The sequence below is a fragment of the Streptococcus sp. 32226D021BW genome (assembly GCF_053545015.1).
In genome coordinates this window covers 22,964-38,699 of the sequence record NZ_JBPPVC010000005.1, presented here as the reverse complement: position 1 = coordinate 38,699, position 15,736 = coordinate 22,964, and the positions used below count along the sequence as shown (strand labels likewise).

General features: G+C 42.0%; 17 protein-coding genes. All 17 read left to right on the top strand.

Going from position 1 to position 15,736, the window contains the following annotated elements:
* Positions 1–22 precede the first annotated feature (22 nt).
* Entirely contained in the window at positions 23–316 is a 294-nt protein-coding gene (gene relB, locus ACEE44_RS04465) for a type II toxin-antitoxin system RelB/ParD family antitoxin (RefSeq protein WP_024392798.1), read from the top strand.
* Positions 309–647: a type II toxin-antitoxin system RelE/ParE family toxin gene (locus tag ACEE44_RS04460; protein ID WP_024411442.1), complete on the top strand. Its 339-nt coding sequence runs from the start codon at positions 309–311 to the stop codon at positions 645–647. Before relB ends, ACEE44_RS04460 begins: the two co-directional genes overlap by 8 nt.
* 323 nt (positions 648–970) lie before the next feature.
* On the top strand, positions 971–2,254 hold the full coding sequence (locus ACEE44_RS04455) for a phage portal protein (protein WP_449171408.1): 1,284 nt from the start codon (positions 971–973) through the stop codon (positions 2,252–2,254).
* Positions 2,247–2,942 (top strand): head maturation protease, ClpP-related, encoded by a 696-nt coding sequence (locus ACEE44_RS04450; RefSeq protein ID WP_449171407.1) that lies wholly within the window; start codon positions 2,247–2,249, stop codon positions 2,940–2,942. Before ACEE44_RS04455 ends, ACEE44_RS04450 begins: the two co-directional genes overlap by 8 nt.
* Positions 2,943–2,960: 18 nt before the next feature.
* Positions 2,961–4,166 carry a phage major capsid protein gene (locus ACEE44_RS04445; protein ID WP_449171406.1) on the top strand — a complete coding sequence of 402 codons (1,206 nt, stop codon included), beginning with the start codon at positions 2,961–2,963 and terminating at the stop codon, positions 4,164–4,166.
* A 2-nt stretch (positions 4,167–4,168) separates the two neighbouring features.
* Positions 4,169–4,426 carry a head-tail connector protein gene (locus tag ACEE44_RS04440; RefSeq protein WP_171942537.1) on the top strand — a complete coding sequence of 86 codons (258 nt, stop codon included), beginning with the start codon at positions 4,169–4,171 and terminating at the stop codon, positions 4,424–4,426.
* On the top strand, positions 4,426–4,764 hold the full coding sequence (locus ACEE44_RS04435) for a head-tail adaptor protein (protein WP_029173172.1): 339 nt from the start codon (positions 4,426–4,428) through the stop codon (positions 4,762–4,764). Before ACEE44_RS04440 ends, ACEE44_RS04435 begins: the two co-directional genes overlap by 1 nt.
* Entirely contained in the window at positions 4,757–5,125 is a 369-nt protein-coding gene (locus ACEE44_RS04430) for an HK97 gp10 family phage protein (protein ID WP_449171405.1), read from the top strand. Before ACEE44_RS04435 ends, ACEE44_RS04430 begins: the two co-directional genes overlap by 8 nt.
* Before the next feature lie 6 nt (positions 5,126–5,131).
* Positions 5,132–5,458 (top strand): hypothetical protein, encoded by a 327-nt coding sequence (locus ACEE44_RS04425; RefSeq protein ID WP_449171404.1) that lies wholly within the window; start codon positions 5,132–5,134, stop codon positions 5,456–5,458.
* A gap of 1 nt (position 5,459) precedes the next feature.
* The gene (locus ACEE44_RS04420) at positions 5,460–6,029 is read left to right on the top strand and encodes a major tail protein (protein WP_014636346.1); all 570 of its coding nucleotides are present in this window, start codon (positions 5,460–5,462) and stop codon (positions 6,027–6,029) included.
* 11 nt (positions 6,030–6,040) lie between these two features.
* On the top strand, positions 6,041–6,460 hold the full coding sequence (locus tag ACEE44_RS04415; RefSeq protein WP_003054982.1) for a hypothetical protein: 420 nt from the start codon (positions 6,041–6,043) through the stop codon (positions 6,458–6,460).
* Between the two features lie 182 nt (positions 6,461–6,642).
* Complete coding sequence (locus ACEE44_RS04410) at positions 6,643–9,501, top strand: phage tail tape measure protein (protein ID WP_449171403.1); 2,859 nt, start codon at positions 6,643–6,645, stop codon at positions 9,499–9,501.
* A complete protein-coding gene (locus ACEE44_RS04405; protein WP_029180492.1) occupies positions 9,498–10,220 on the top strand; it encodes a phage tail protein in 723 nt (240 codons plus the stop codon). The genes ACEE44_RS04410 and ACEE44_RS04405 overlap by 4 nt, the downstream gene beginning before the upstream one ends.
* Positions 10,220–14,767, top strand: coding sequence for a phage tail spike protein (locus ACEE44_RS04400; RefSeq protein ID WP_449171402.1), 4,548 nt, complete (start codon positions 10,220–10,222; stop codon positions 14,765–14,767). Before ACEE44_RS04405 ends, ACEE44_RS04400 begins: the two co-directional genes overlap by 1 nt.
* A gap of 12 nt (positions 14,768–14,779) precedes the next feature.
* Positions 14,780–14,974, top strand: coding sequence for a hypothetical protein (locus ACEE44_RS04395; protein ID WP_105155517.1), 195 nt, complete (start codon positions 14,780–14,782; stop codon positions 14,972–14,974).
* A gap of 17 nt (positions 14,975–14,991) precedes the next feature.
* Positions 14,992–15,360 (top strand): hypothetical protein, encoded by a 369-nt coding sequence (locus ACEE44_RS04390; RefSeq protein ID WP_449166315.1) that lies wholly within the window; start codon positions 14,992–14,994, stop codon positions 15,358–15,360.
* Complete coding sequence (locus ACEE44_RS04385) at positions 15,338–15,733, top strand: phage holin family protein (protein WP_002943563.1); 396 nt, start codon at positions 15,338–15,340, stop codon at positions 15,731–15,733. Before ACEE44_RS04390 ends, ACEE44_RS04385 begins: the two co-directional genes overlap by 23 nt.
* Positions 15,734–15,736 lie beyond the last annotated feature (3 nt).

The window sequence follows — 15,736 nt, the reverse complement described above, 5'->3', positions numbered from 1 at the left end:
TCTTTACAATGAGGTAAGAACTATGGCAAGCACACAGCCCGTCAACTTTAGAGCAGATTCAACTTTTTATAAACAAACTAAAGAAATTTTAGCAGATGAAAAGCTGACTCTGTCTGATATCTTCAATGCTGCTCTTCGTAAAATTGCGACTGGAGCAGTTGATCCCAAAGAGTTCGTAAACAGTGATTTACAAGAGACGCAGTATCAAGTTGCTTTTGAAGACTTGAAAAAGGAAATTCTAATTGGCCATCAAGAAATTGAGCAAGGGAAACTAACATCTTTAGCTGATGTGAGAAAGGAATTTGGTCTTGAATAATCATAAACGATACCATGTTTCCCTTACGGATCAAGCCAAAAGGGACTTAGGAGGGATTCATGACTATATTTTACATAATTTCTATAGTCAACAATCTGCCGACAGCAAACTAGACCTTATCCTAACTGCACTTGAAACTCTAGAGACCTTTCCTGAAGCATGTCCTTTGGTGTCTAGTCGTGGTTACGGGGAATTGACAGATGATGGCAAACGGTACCGATATATGCCAATCGAGAATTATCTAGCTTTTTATTACATTGATAACCATGAGGTTTATGTTGCAAGGATTTTGAACTCTAAGCAAAATTGGGCTAAATTATTCAATAAATAACGGCCATTTTTCTATGCGAAAATTAAGGAAAAGGTATTCTCAGTGGTTATAAAAAATAATATTCCCATAAATAAATCTGATGACTGTTATTGTCTATTAGATATGGAACAGGCAACACCTACAGTTGTTGAACAATCAACATTGGATGATGTTACAACTTCGGTTTTTTCACGCCATATTGATGCTTTTAGAGAGTTGGCAAAATAGGAATGTTGACTATTGCACAGAACAGTAAATTGTAATGATGTTAGTTGAAATTTCATATCACAATTCAATGCATCTCCAAAGGGGAGGTGCTTTTTTCGTACTCAAAAGGAGGAACTATGGGACTACTAGATTTATTGGGACGTAAGCGGGCTAGAGATAAACCACGAAATAGTTATGAAGGTCAGGACTTCTCATATCTGTTTGGACGAACGACCAGTGGGGAGAATGTGGATGAGTTTAAAGCTATGCAGACGACAGCTGTCTATGCTTGTGTTCGTATCTTAGCTGAAGCAGTAGCTTCACTCCCCATTCATGTTTATGAGAGAACGGCAACTGGAAAGGAGAAGAAGGTGGAACATCCCCTTTATTTTCTCTTACATGATGAACCTAACTCTGAGATGTCATCCTTTGTCTTTAGAGAAACCTTGATGACCCATCTATTGATATGGGGAAATGCCTATGTCCAGATTATCCGAGATAGGAGTGGACAAGTTATCAGTCTTTACCCACTCTTACCAGATAAGATGTCAGTTCATCGAGACGAGAGTGGTAAGCTCTACTACAAATACAAGCGTCAGTCAGAGGAAAATCCAAACTTTAAGGAAAAGGGAGATGCTATCTTGAGAGCAGAAGATGTTCTTCATGTACCTGGTCTTGGTTTTGATGGCTTGATAGGTTATTCTCCAATTGCCCTTGCAAAAAATGCTATCGGCATGACCTTGGCTACGGAAAACTATGGGGCATCATTCTTTAAAAATGGTGCAAATCCAGGTGGTGTTTTGGAACATCCAGGGATTCTCAAAGATCCCAAACGAGTGAGAGATTCATGGAATGCAGTCTACAGTGGGGTAACCAATGCCCATAAAGTGGCAGTTCTTGAGGAAGGGATGAAATACACTCAAGTAGGCATTCCACCTGAAGAAGCCCAGTTCCTTCAGACAAGAAAATTCCAAATCAATGAAATTACAAGGCTCTACCGCATTCCACCTCATATGGTTGGTGACTTGGAGAAATCCTCATTTTCAAACATTGAGCAACAATCTCTAGAATTTGTTAAATATACCTTAGACCCTTGGGTAGTTCGTCTCGAACAGGCTTTCAAGAGGTCTCTTTTTTTACCCGAAGAAAAGAAAACCTACTTTGTGAAGTTTAATGTGGATGGTCTTCTTCGTGGTGATTATCAGAGTCGAATGAATGGCTATGCGATTGGGAGACAAAATGGCTGGCTGTCGACAAATGATATACGTGAACTTGAGGACTTAAACCTCCTCTCAGATGAGGAAGGAGGTAATCTCTACTTGATAAATGGAAACATGACGAAATTGAAGGATGCGGGTGGCTTTATGAAACAAGCACCGGTAGAACAAGAAACCCAATCTGAGGAGGATACGGATGCATAAGTTTTGGAATTTTACAGAAGATGATAGTGGTCGCACACTTCGAATAGAAGGACAGATTGCTGATGAGACGTGGTTTGGCGATGAAGTCACGCCACAAGTATTTAAAAATGATTTACAAGCAGGAAACGGAGACATCACCCTCTGGATTAATAGTCCAGGGGGTGATGTTTTTGCGGCTGCTCAAATCTATAACATGCTGATGGATTACAAAGGTGATGTCCATGTAGTGATTGATGGATTAGCCGCAAGTGCTGCTAGTGTCATTGCCATGGCAGGTACAACGGTTTCTATGAGTCCGGTTGCCATGATGATGATTCACAACCCTTGGACTGTGGCACAAGGTGAAGCCAAGGATATGCAGAAGGTCATTGAAATGTTGGGAGAAATTAAGGAATCCATCATCAATGCCTATGAACTAAGAACAGGATTGTCAAGAACTAAGCTTTCGCATCTAATGGATTCGGAGTCGTGGTTCAATGCCAAAAAGGCTGTTGAACTAGGCTTTGCGGACAAGATTCTCTTTGACAAACAAGAGGAACATGGAATGGATATTGAGAGTTATTCTTTCAGTCGAACTGCTGCCCAACAAGATTTACTTGTCAAAATGCAGGCGAAACTTGGAGTCCAACAACCAAAGAAAACAATCCCTATCAATCAGTTGGAAAAACGATTGAATTTGCTCAAATAACGAAAGGAAAATGAACTGATGTCTAAATTACTAGAATTGAAAGAAAAACGTAACCAAGCTTGGCAACAAGCAAAAACCTTCCTTGATTCTGTTCGAACAGAAGATGGACTTGTATCTGAGGAAGATTCTAAACGCTATGATGATATGGAAGCAAAAATCAACCTCTACAATCAAGAGATTGCTCGATTGGAGCGTCAAGAAAAGATTGACCTTGAACTTGCTCAACCAGCATCACAGGCTCTAATTGGGCAGCCCACTACAGTTTTGAATGACAAGACTACTGAAGAGGAAAAGAAAGGTGTGGCTTCAGATAGCTATGCCAAGACATTTTGGACAAGTGTCCGTAAGCGTCACTTCTTTGATGTCAAAGACGTCCTTCGAGTAGGAGAAGATACCGAAGGTGGTCATCTTGTTCCTAATGAGTATGAGAAGAAACTGGTTCAAGGATTACAAGAAGAGAATTTCTTCCGCAGCCTTGCGACTGTTATTAAAACATCTAGTGGTGAGCGTAAGATTCCTGTTGTGACAGGACATGGTTCAGCCTCATGGATGGATGAAAATGGACTTTACCCTGAAACAGAAGAAACCTTTGGTCAGGTGACACTCGACTCTCATAAGATTGGTACTGCCATTCGTATTTCAGAAGAGTTGCTTAATGATTCAGTATTCGACCTTGAGTCCTATATGACAGCTGAATTTGCTCGTCGAATTGGAACGGAAGAAGAAAAGGCATTCTTGATTGGTGACGGTTCTAAGAAACCGACAGGTATCTTTACTCAGGCAGAAGTTACAGGCCCAACGACTGCTACAAAGGATATTACCTTTGATGACATGATTGAATTGTATCATTCTCTACCAGCACCATATCGTAAGAACGCAGTTTGGATTTTACATGATACGACTGTCAAAGCTATCCGTAAACTCAAGGACAATAATGGCAATTACATCTGGCAACCGTCAACACAAGCTGGACAACCAGATTTGATTCTAAATCGTCCATACTATACCTCAACCTTTGCTCCACTTCCTGAAGCAGGAAACAAGGCCATTGCATTTGGTGATTTCTCATATTATTGGATTGCGGACCGTCAAGGTCGGACCTTCAAACGATTGAACGAACTCTATGCCAATAATGGACAGATTGGTTTTCTTGCGTCACAACGTGTTGATGGTAAGTTAGTCCTACCTGAAGCCGTGAAGACACTAACAGTAAAGGCTAAGTAGTCATGGTTAGTTTAGCGGAAGCAAAACAGTATCTCAAAGTTGAACACGATGATGAGGATGGACTGATTGAGCAGTTGCTTGAAACCAGTCAACAACTCTGCGAAGATATTTTGCGACAATCAATTTATTCAGACGTTCTAAAGACGGCAATCCTTTATGGGGTTGCCTATCTTTATGAACACAGAGAAGATGCAAATCATAAGGAGTTGAAAGAAACACTTTATCACTTGTTGTTGGCCGAACGAAAGGATGTGTTCTGATGAAGATTGCACCTTTGAGGGAACGCTTGGTGTTTCATGTTCGACAGATTGTTCAAGATGAGATTGGCAATGAAACTTCGACATGGATACCTTTATTTGACCGGTGGTGCTCTTGTCGTCCTCTCACCTTGACTGAAAGGGATGGGAGTGTGACGAAACTGGAACAAGAGAAAGTCCAGTTCACCCTCAGGTATGAAAAGGCAATTCTTGGACTTCATTCCTTAACGACTCACATTCAATTTCGTGGTCAAACCTATGAGATTGAGTCTATTGATGGAGATACAGTGCCACGTCAACTGATTTACATCGTCGCCATTAGGGAGGAGAGTTATGACTAGAATTGAACTAGATGCACTAGAAACTGCCATCGCAAATGAGCTGGCGGAATTTGTAGATGATACAACAGAGGTGATGCGTGAAGTTGTAGAGGAAGTCACCGAGGAATCCATCGAAACCTTGAAAGCAACGTCACCTAGAAAGAGTGGTTCCTATGCCAAAGGGTGGAAGAGTAAAGCAACGATTGATACTAGTACAGGTCTAACCAAGACCATTCATAATCGAACGCCAGGCCTGACGCATCTGTTAGAAAATGGTCATGCCAAAAGCTCTGGTGGGCGAGTTGAGGGAATCAAGCATATCGCTCCCGTTGAGAAACAAGCGATACAATCCTTAGAAGAAAAGCTGAGAAAGCGAGTGTGATAGGACATGTTACTGAGTGAAATGTACTCCATTCTCAAAGAATTACAGCTCCCAGTCGCCTACCATCATTTTGAAGAAGGGAGTCATCCAAGACCACCGTATCTAGTATATTTGGTGACTGATTCAGATAATCATAGTGCAGACAATTGGTCTTATCATAAGCAGAATAACCTGCAAGTGGAACTCTATACCACTAAGAAAGATTTAGCAACTGAACACAAGGTGGAGTCATTATTTGACAGCCACCTTATTTATTTTGAAAAAGTAGAGACCTATATCTCATCAGAGAAACTCTACCTAATAACCTATTACATCACATTACATGGAGGATAATATGGCTGAAAAGAATAAGGTCACCTTTGGACTACAAGATGTCCATTGGGCAGAAGTTACAAGCGAAGGTTCTGATGGTACGTTGACATACGGCAATGTAGAACGACTTCGTGGTGCTGCAGAATTAACCCTTGAACCAACAGGAGATAAGGGTTCTTATAAGGCAGACAATATCAATTTTTATACAACAGAGTCAAACGATGGTTACGAAGGAACACTAAAAGTTGCTCTTTTAACGCAGGAATTTTTGACACGAGTCCTTGGAGAACAGTTGGATGCGACGACAAACACCATTTCAGAGATCGCAAACAGCGAAAAGAAAAATTTTGCCTTGATGTTCCGTTTCGAAGGGGATAAAAAAGAAACATTACACGTTTTGTATTATTGTTACGCATCTCGTCCGACTGTTGGTTCAAAAACCAAGTCTGGTTCAGATATCAATGAGGTAGAGTTGACCTTTACTGCCAGCCCTCGCCCACTTGATAAGGTTGTACGTCGACGAACAACGGAGGAAACGAGCGATGAGATTCGTCAAAACTGGTTCAAGGCAGTATTTGAACCTCGTAAGTAAGGGAGATGGCCATGAGAGAAAGTATTACCATAGCAGGCACGACCTACGAGTTAGCAACCAATGCCTACACACCAATTGCTTATAAAGAGCAGTTTGGTAAGGACTATTTCCAAGACTTATTCTCGATGGTCAATAGTCAAGCAATCTTGGCAAAACTTGACCAGTTAGAAGATGGAGAGGAATTACAGGCCCATCATATTGATGTTTCTATTCTGTCTGATTTCGATATGACATTTTTCCATCGAATCTTTTGGGTTTTTGCGAAGTCAGCCAATCCACGAGTGAAACCATTTGTGGATTTTTATATGGAGATGGAAGAATTTCCAGTGCAGGAAGTAGCCCCTGTCTTGATGAATATGTTGAACCAAGGGATGTCAACCAGAAAAAAGCAGATGAAACAGAAACAGCGAGTGAAGAAATCTTCACAGTAGAGAGTTATTTCTCCTGTTGTAAGGAGACTGGTCTGACTATTGACGATTTAAAACATATCTCTATTGGGATGGCACTTGACTACCAAACGGACTATGTGGAGATGCGTACTCGAGAAACTTCTCAAACACGCCCAGCAACTCAAGCTGATTTTGATAATTTCTGATGGTAGAAAGGAGGGACTATGGCAGGAAACATAAAGGGAATTACGATTGAAATTGGTGGCGATACTCAACCCTTACAAGATGCCTTAAAGGGTGTAAACAAACAAGCATCTGAAGCTACCAAAGAACTAAGACAAATTGATAAGGCTCTCAAGTTTGATACAGGCAATGTCACCCTCCTTACTCAAAAGCAGGAAGTCTTGGCAAAACAAGTCGAGACAACCAAAGAAAAATTGGCAACGCTCCGTCAAGCCCAATCACAGGTGGAAGCTCAATTTAAGGCTGGGGATATTGGGGCAGACCAGTACCGTGCCTTTCAACGTGAGGTGGAAACTACTCAAAGGTTGCTAACGTCCTATGAAACTAAGTTAGCTGATGTGTCATCAACACTTGAGAATCACGGTCGAGCTAGTAGTTCAGCGGCTCAACAATTAGATAAACTCCAAGTGGAGCAGGGGCAGTTAGCAAGTGAGATGAACAAGGTCATATCTCAATTTGAGTTACAAGAAAGTGCTTTGTCATCCAATAGTTCCGAAGCAGAACGCAATGCCATAGCCCAACAAAAGATTGGAGCACAGTCAGAAATTGTTTCTAAACAGATTTCCAATCTCGAAAAGCAACTAGCCCTGACAAAGAGTGAATATGGTGAGAATTCCATTGAAGCCAATAAGATGGAAGCTGAGTTGAATCAAGCAAAGACCGCACTCAATAACCTGAACAACGAGATGGATGAGACTAAATCCTCTGCCGATGGTGCTCAGGATGGCATGAAAGCCATGTCTGACACCATTCGGGCTGAGGCACTTCAAGCGACCAGTGAGAAGCTAGCAGACATCTCTCAGAAAATCTTCGAAGTCGGAACAGAGTCCATGTCTGCGGCAGCTCAACTTCAAGCCAGCAATGCCCAATTCTCTACCGTATTTGGGGATATGGAGAATTCTGCTAAGGATGCCCTCAATAAGATTGGGGAAGAGATGGACATTGTTCCAGAGCGTCTTCAAGGCTCCTTCACTCAGATGGCTTCCTTTGCCAAAACCTCTGGGATGGATACGGCTCAGGCTTTGGATCTGACCACTCGTGCCACCAGAGCAGCGGCTGATGGGGCAGCATTTTACGACAAATCCATCGAAGAAGTCACCGAAAACCTGCAGTCCTTCCTCAAAGGAAACTATGAAAATGACGCAGCTCTAGGTATTTCTGCGACAGAAACCACTCGTAATGCAGCGGCAAACAAGCTCTATGGAAAGTCCTTCAATGAACTTTCAGAAGCTCAGAAGCAGTTAACCCTCCTTCAAATGGTAGAGGACGGCAATGAACTCTCTGGAGCCCTGGGACAAGCTGCAAGGGAATCAGACGGACTGGAAAACGTTCTGGGTAACTTAAGACAGTCTGGAACTAATGCTCTAGCAGCAATCGGTCAACCGATTCTGGAGATGCTTATTCCAGTCTTTCAAAGTTTGGCAGACATTGTTAGTCAACTAGCGACTTGGTTTACCAACTTATCCAGTCCCATCAAGGAAGTCGTCATTATCTTCACAGGTATTTTAGCCGTGGTAGGGATGTTACTTCCAGTTTTCTTGGGCTTACAGGTTGCGGCAGCCGCTATGGGGACAACCGTTGTTGGAATGATAACGGCATTCTTGCCGATTGTGGGGATTATTGTTGGTATTGTAGCTGCCATTACCTTACTGATTGTTGGGTTAAAAGAACTCTGGACGAATCACGAAGGCTTTCGAACGGTTGTGACGGAAATCTGGAATAGTATCTATGCCTTTCTGTCCATGATCATCCAGCAGATTTCTAGTTTTGTTATGTCCATCTGGGGAACGCTAACCACATGGTGGACTGAAAACCAGCAATTGATTCTAAATGCTGCAACCACGGTATGGAATGCCATCACTACGGTTATTCAAACGGTGATGACTATTCTTGGACCGCTCATCCAAGCAAGTTGGGAGAATATCAAACTCATCATTACAGCCGCTTGGGAGATGATAAAGATTGTGGTCGAGACTGCTATCAATGTGGTACTTGGTATCATCAAGGCAGTCATGCAGGTTATCACTGCTGATTGGACTGGCGCTTGGGAAACCATCAAACAGGTCTTGTCGATGGCATGGGAGGGCATCAAGTCCCTTATTTCCTTAGCCCTCAATTTCATCGTCCAGTACATCTCAATTGCTTGGACAGGTATCAAGAATACCATCTCAAATTTACTGACAGCTATCAGTTCAGTCGTTTCATCCATTTGGTCAGCAATCCAATCGACCATATCCAGTATTTTATCTAACATCGGCTCAACAGTCTCCAATATTTGGAACAGTATCCGAAACACGGTCTCTAGTGTCTTGAATGGCATTTCAAGCACGGTGTCATCCGTTTGGAATGGTGTCAAGAATACCATTTCAAATGCCATCCATGGGGCAAAAGATGCCGTGAGTAACGCTATCAATGCCATCAAAAATCTCTTTAACTTCCAAATTCGCTGGCCGCATATCCCCCTCCCTCACTTTAGGGTGTCTGGGTCTGCCAATCCTCTTGATTGGTTGAAGGGTGGAATTCCTAGAATTTCCATCGATTGGTATGCCAAAGGTGGTATTCTAACCAAACCAACCGCATTTGGAATGAATGGCAATAGCCTGATGGTTGGTGGTGAAGCAGGAAAAGAAGCGGTGTTACCTTTGAATGAACAAACCTTGGGTGCCATTGGTCGAGGAATCGCAAAGACCATGACAAGCAATCTACCACCCATTCACATCACTATTACAGGTAACACAGTCAGAGAAGAGACTGATCTTTACCGACTAGCGGAGATGGTTGGAGAAAAACTAGTGTATGAATTAGAACGTCAACAAGGATTGAGAGGAGTGAAACCATGATTAAACATAATGCATTAACCATTGGTGGAGTGTCCACGAGTTCTTTTCCTTTTAAGGTAATCGTGGAAGATAGTCCTTCAATCACAGTAAGTGAAAGTAAGACGCAATTGATAGAACACCAAGGCCTGTCAGGAGCGGTTCTTCAAACCAATCCTCGCAGAAGTGTCATGGAACTGAGCTACACCCTCTATCTTGTAAAACCTAGTGAAGAACAGTTATTATCCTTTTTGAAGCTATTTTTGAAAGAAGGATTTTGGCTTGAGAACGCTAGTTTCAAGACCATACGCTTTTGGTGTTACAAGGTACACCATACTCCAGTTCAAAAGGATAAGCTGGGGGTGTATGAGTTTAAGGTTACATTTTCTTGTCACCCAACCAAGTGGTTCAAAACGACGACCTCGCAGGTGTTTAGGACTAGTGGTACTTTTAGAAGTCAAGGTTCAGCCATTGCTTTTCCAAAGATTACCATAAGTGGCAACTCGACTAGTGAAACTAGCTTTACGATTGGGGATGATGTCATCCGCTTGGAGCGATTACAAGAAACACTCATTATGGATAATAATCCTAGTCAGCCAAGTTTTAAGACACAAAGAGGTCAGCCTGTAAAATGGTCTGGCGATTTTATTTCCATTGATGCGGCCAGAAATGACTCGGTTGGAGTTGTCTTAGGTGCTGGCATTACATCATTAACAATAGAAATGAATTGGGGGTGGGCTTAGTGCTATCTTTATTAGACAAAACCGTTCGAACGGCAAAATGGCATGGGAAACCACTCCCAGAGACCATTAAGGCAAGTGTCAAGGAAACCTTGAATGGGGATTTTGTTTTGACCTTTACCTATCCAATTACGGATAGTGGTTTGTATCGTGAGCTTAAAGAGGATTATTTGGTTCGAAGTCCAGTACCAGTATTAGGACACCAGTTGTTTCGGATCAAGAAAATTATTGAAGGTGATTCAACTCTAGAAGTGACAGCTTATCATATTTCAGATGATGTCATGACTAGAATTGTTTCTCCTTTTTCTTGTGAACAAGTTGCCTGTGCAACAGCTCTCTCTTCTCTAGTCATGGCGAGCAAGTCTCCACTGGGAGATTTTTCTTTTACAAGTGATATTGTCAAGAACAGAACCTATACAACAGACAAGGAACAGACGCTTTACTCCACACTACTGGATGGTAAACACTCTATCCTTGGTACTTGGGAGGGAGAATTGGTTCGAGATAACCTTGCCCTATCAATTAAAAGTGAGCGAGGACAAGACCGTGGGGTAGTTATCTCTACTCACTACAATTTGAAAAAGTATCAACGAACCAAAGAAAGTTCACAGGTTATCACTCGTATCCATGCCACTTCAAGCTTCAAACAAGATGGGCAGGATAGGGAGACTGTACTTCAAGTCACTGTAGATAGTCCGTTGATTAACTTCTATCCTTTCATCAATGAAGTGACCTATACAAATAATAGCGTCAGAACTCGTCAAGAGTTAATAGAGTGGGCTAGTAGCAAGTTTCGCTTAGAGGGAATTGATAAACCAAAAGATGCCATCATCATTGAGGCATTTGAGTTAGATGGTCAAACGGTTCATCTAGGCGATACAGTGACTTTAAAAAGCAAGCTACACGGGATTGATGTGAGGAAGAAAGCCATCGCCTATGATTATGATCCTTTAGCTAAGAATTACCGCTCTATCACATTTGATGATAAGGCAAGTATCGGAACAGGTAAAACTGGCGGTAGCTTAAGTACACTAGCAAATAATCTCCTTGATGGGAATAAGCGGAGTGAGGATGTTGCCGTTGAAATTGCTCTTGAGAATGCCAACAGAGCCTTTAAAGCAGAATTTGAGAAACGTCACGTAGCCATCGATAACGCTATCGAACAGGCTCAAAGTCGTGGGGAGGTCTATGCGGATCGATTAAAGGCTAGCATTGATAGTGAACTTTCTACTATTCACCAACAGATGTGGCAACAAGGAGAGGCACAGCAACGCACAACTCGTGATTTATTGGCAAAGGCTGCGGTAAACACCAACCTAGCCACAGAAGCCAAACTGAAGGCAGAACAGGCTCAAACTGGGGCCACAGAAGCCATCAGAAGAGCAGAACAAGCCAAGCTTGATGCCATTAAAGAAGCTAACCGATTGACTTCAACGGAGCGTAGTCAGACAGAGACAAAGATTGCGACAGCTAAATCACAAGCTATCTCTGAAGCCAGTCGATTGGTTGATGTAGCAAAATCACTATTAAGTGGACAGTTGGCTACTGTCAGTACCAATCTCTCGCAAACCAAGGAGGATATAAAACTTCTTGCGAGTAAGCAACTGGTGGATAGTCTGACTGGTCGAGTAACCGGTGCAGAATCCATGATTCAAGTACAAGCAGACCAAATTTCTCAGCGAGTAAAGACTAGCGATTTTAACCAAGCAAAACAGAGAATCGAAACTGCCGAGTCCTCGATTACGCAATTGGGGAATCGCATAACAACTGAAATCAGTCAGGTGGATGCGAAAATTCCAACTAGCCTAGATGGTCTAAATTTGATGACTGGTACTCGTGATTGGTCGAATAGAGGAAATGCCTGGCATTTAGGGAACAACTGGTTTACCGAAACAGAGAATTTCAGAGGACTGGTAGTTCGCTCTACCCAAGCGGGTTATAACGGAAGTCATCAGAATATTGTTGTGAAAGCAGGAGATGTTATAACCTTTAGCTTTTATGCTAGAGCTAATCAACCTCTCTCCTCCATTAAAGTCTCATCTGTTTGGACTGGTTCGAGTGTCTATCGTGCTCCAGTCGCAAGAGTGAGAGAATCTGATGATATCATATCTGTCACAAGTGACTGGAAACGCTACTGGAAAACAGTTCATGTCTTATCTGATGGATCACTCCAATTTCGAACGGAGTACAATGCAAGCACTATCCCAAATGGCAATAAATTCTATGTGGCAGGATTGAAAGTCGCAAAGACCTCACTAGACACAGGCTATTCAGAAAATCCAGCAGATATTGCTGGTGAATTGAACACCCAACGGACACTCATCACTCAAACGGCTTCTGGTGTGGAGCAGGTTTCTACAAGATTAACCGAGACAAATGGAAAGATTTCTAGTAGTGAGACACAGATTCGCCAATTAGTTTCGGATGTATCCTCAAAGGTTAGTCAAACAGACTTTAATACAGTAAAACGAATAGTTGAAGGACATACTACATCCATCCAACAAACACAGCAATCCATCTTGCTTAAGGCTGATAAGACAGTTCTTGAAGGGGTAAAAACAATCGCTGATAACGCCTTGGCTAAGGCCAACACAAACGCTAGTCAGATTACCCAAACCAAGGCTGATTTACGGATTGCCAATGATGCCATTTCACAGAAAGTTGCAAAGACAGATTTTAATAGCTTGACTGGTCGAGTAGCAAGTGCAGAATCTACTATCCGAACACAGGCTGGGCAAATTGAACAACGACTAACAAGTACGCAAGTTGAATCAGCTATTAACTCAAAAGGCTACCAAACCAAGTCACAGGTCGATTACAATATTACTGGACGTGGCTATCTAACCAGCAGTTCTCTGCAACCCTATGCGACGACAACGAGTGTGCAGAATTTGGTTAGAACCACCTCTGATAGTTTTACCCAGCGAATCAGTCAAACGGAAAGCAGAATCCCTACCTCAGTTTCGCATCGCAACTTAATAGCTGGTACTTCGGATAGATGGGGTGCTTATCAGACGATAAATGCCAATAGTAACTGGGTAGCCTCTTTAGGAAGAGTTCAATTTGGAGATAGTAGTGGTATCTATGTTGGATCAAAAGTTCATTTATATGTTCATGTCTCAGCGGATGAGATTACCTTTGACCCTGCTGTAACGACTCGTACTATGAAACTTCAAGGTCCAATATTGGATAGTCAAAATGTTTGGACATGGACCAACTGGAATTTGTATCACCCTTTCTACAATAAATGGAGCAGCAATCTGACAACGGGTAACAACTATCGCTTGATTAAACTGACCGCCACCGTCACTCAAGAGATGTACCAACACTCTAAAGGATTTGAACTTCAAGTCAGAATAGATGGAGTTAAAACTGGTAAGTTCCATGTGAGAGCCTTAATGGTTTCAACTGGTGATATCTTTCCAGACTATTGGACACCATCGTTAGAAGACTTTACGACAGTGACAGCTTTTCATGAAGTGCGGGATACTGTAAGCAGTCACACTCGAACAATTGGAGATCACACCAATCAAATCAGTCAGGTTGTTCAAACGGCTACTGGGATTGTGACACGAGTTGGCAATCTAGAAACAAGTCGAGCAACAACGGCTGCCGTCAATGCCATTCAAACTCAGGTTTCAACACTTGCTGGGGCGTGGTCGGTTCGAAATTTGACAAGTGCAGGAACAGTCCTCAGTCAGCTCAATCTCAATAAGGATGGGACCGTCAAAATAGATGGAAAACTCGTCCAAATTACAGGCACAACCTATATCCAAGATGGTGTGATTGCGAGCGGAAAGATTGCCAGTCTTGATGCAGGCAAGATTACGTCAGGTATCATATCAGCAGCTCGTATTGGAGCAGAAGTAATCACTGCAGATAAGTTAAAGGTTGACCAAGCATTCTTTACCAAGTTTATGGCAACAGATGCCTATCTCAAGCAGTTGTTTGCCAAATCGGCCTTTATAACCCAAGTGCAGTCAGTAACCCTATCTGCCAACAAAATTTCAGGCGGTATTTTGTCAGCAATCAACGGAGCCATGAAAATCAATCTGTCACTTGGAAACATCAAGTTCTTTACAAACTCTCCATCCATTTCTCGTGAGGTTAGTGGTTATCCTCACCAGTGGGTTTCATTTGAAACAGGTACCTCAAACGGCAAGCCATGTGGTGTAACCATTATCGGTTCCAATCGATGGAACAACTGGAATGCCAATGACGGTGGCTTTGTAGGAATTCGAGCATGGAACGGTACAGATACCGACCAAATTGATGTGGTAGGCGATAAAGTACGTTTAGCTAGTGCTCCATATACCAATCCAGATGGTTGGGAAATAGTAACGTTGCCTAACCGACTGAGTATTGATGCCTTTAAAGCATCTGACCGACCAAGTTCAATTTTGAATATCGGAGATATCCGCATCTATCGAAACGGTACAACCTACGTCAGTTTGAAAGATGTTCTTCATCAATTCAACCACAATTTTAAACACTTAGTAAACATCACAGGTCGAGGTGATGTCATCTTGACATGGGATACGATTAAATAAAGGAGTTCACGGATGAATCTAGAACAAATCAACCAATCATTAAAACTAACTATTCAGGAGCTTGTCACAAAGCTCTCTGATGAAATTACCGCTAAGAACCTCATTGCCATCCAATTGGTGGAAAGGGATGAGGAGCTTAGTCAATTGCGTAAAGAAAAACAGGAATTGACTGAGTTGTTAGAAGTTCAGACAAAACCTGAAGAATAGAAAGGAGATTAGTTGCTATGGCACTACTCAATATTGACAAAGTAACAGAACCATTTGATTTGGAAACAGCTCTCGCTTACATGCGTAAGAATGGAGAGTTCATCCGATGTAAGACAGCCGAGCAGGATTTTTACATGTATCTTGAAGAAGTAAGGCGACCTGCCATTAAAAATGGAAAGCGGCAGTTGGTTACAATAGAAACAGTTTGGGCATTTAATCAGTGGGGCAGTACCACATTAACACTGAACCTTTCTGATCTGTTCCATGATTGTTTCTATCTGATGCGGTTTGATGAGAACGGTCAACCAGATTGGTCAGACCATTCCATTGTGCAGGAAGGTTCAGTAGAAAGTGAGGTGACCGATGAAGGAATTGTTAACACTTAATAAGATTTTATTTTCCATGATTGGAGGCTTGATTGGTAGTCTATTTGGAGAGTTGGATGGTATTCTATATGCCCTACTGGTCTTCATTATTATTGACTATCTAACAGGAATTTTTGCGGCAGTTGTAGAGAAACAATTGTCAAGTAGTATCGGTTTTCGTGGCATCTTTAAAAAGATAGCCATTTTATTTTTAGTTTCAATTGGTCATCTGATTGATACAGCTATTATCAAGCAGGGTGGAACAATTCGAACCATGGTTATATTCTTTTATCTCAGTAATGAGGGGTTAAGCATTCTAGAAAATACCGTTCGAATTGGTCTACCAATACCTGAGAAACTACAAGCAATCTTAAAACAAATCAACGAGAGGTGATAA

What these genes read in the sequence shown, in the direction of transcription:
- ACEE44_RS04405 (WP_029180492.1), top strand. Translation starts at nt 9,498, where the DNA reads ATGATTAAACATAATGCATTAACCATTGGTGGAGTGTCCACGAGTTCT.
- ACEE44_RS04435 (WP_029173172.1), top strand. Translation starts at nt 4,426, where the DNA reads ATGAAGATTGCACCTTTGAGGGAACGCTTGGTGTTTCATGTTCGACAG.
- ACEE44_RS04445 (WP_449171406.1), top strand. Translation starts at nt 2,961, where the DNA reads ATGTCTAAATTACTAGAATTGAAAGAAAAACGTAACCAAGCTTGGCAA.
- ACEE44_RS04430 (WP_449171405.1), top strand. Translation starts at nt 4,757, where the DNA reads ATGACTAGAATTGAACTAGATGCACTAGAAACTGCCATCGCAAATGAG.
- ACEE44_RS04455 (WP_449171408.1), top strand. Translation starts at nt 971, where the DNA reads ATGGGACTACTAGATTTATTGGGACGTAAGCGGGCTAGAGATAAACCA.
- ACEE44_RS04410 (WP_449171403.1), top strand. Translation starts at nt 6,643, where the DNA reads ATGGCAGGAAACATAAAGGGAATTACGATTGAAATTGGTGGCGATACT.
- ACEE44_RS04385 (WP_002943563.1), top strand. Translation starts at nt 15,338, where the DNA reads ATGAAGGAATTGTTAACACTTAATAAGATTTTATTTTCCATGATTGGA.
- relB (WP_024392798.1), top strand. Translation starts at nt 23, where the DNA reads ATGGCAAGCACACAGCCCGTCAACTTTAGAGCAGATTCAACTTTTTAT.
- ACEE44_RS04420 (WP_014636346.1), top strand. Translation starts at nt 5,460, where the DNA reads ATGGCTGAAAAGAATAAGGTCACCTTTGGACTACAAGATGTCCATTGG.
- ACEE44_RS04425 (WP_449171404.1), top strand. Translation starts at nt 5,132, where the DNA reads ATGTTACTGAGTGAAATGTACTCCATTCTCAAAGAATTACAGCTCCCA.
- ACEE44_RS04390 (WP_449166315.1), top strand. Translation starts at nt 14,992, where the DNA reads ATGGCACTACTCAATATTGACAAAGTAACAGAACCATTTGATTTGGAA.
- ACEE44_RS04440 (WP_171942537.1), top strand. Translation starts at nt 4,169, where the DNA reads ATGGTTAGTTTAGCGGAAGCAAAACAGTATCTCAAAGTTGAACACGAT.
- ACEE44_RS04450 (WP_449171407.1), top strand. Translation starts at nt 2,247, where the DNA reads ATGCATAAGTTTTGGAATTTTACAGAAGATGATAGTGGTCGCACACTT.
- ACEE44_RS04415 (WP_003054982.1), top strand. Translation starts at nt 6,041, where the DNA reads ATGAGAGAAAGTATTACCATAGCAGGCACGACCTACGAGTTAGCAACC.
- ACEE44_RS04395 (WP_105155517.1), top strand. Translation starts at nt 14,780, where the DNA reads ATGAATCTAGAACAAATCAACCAATCATTAAAACTAACTATTCAGGAG.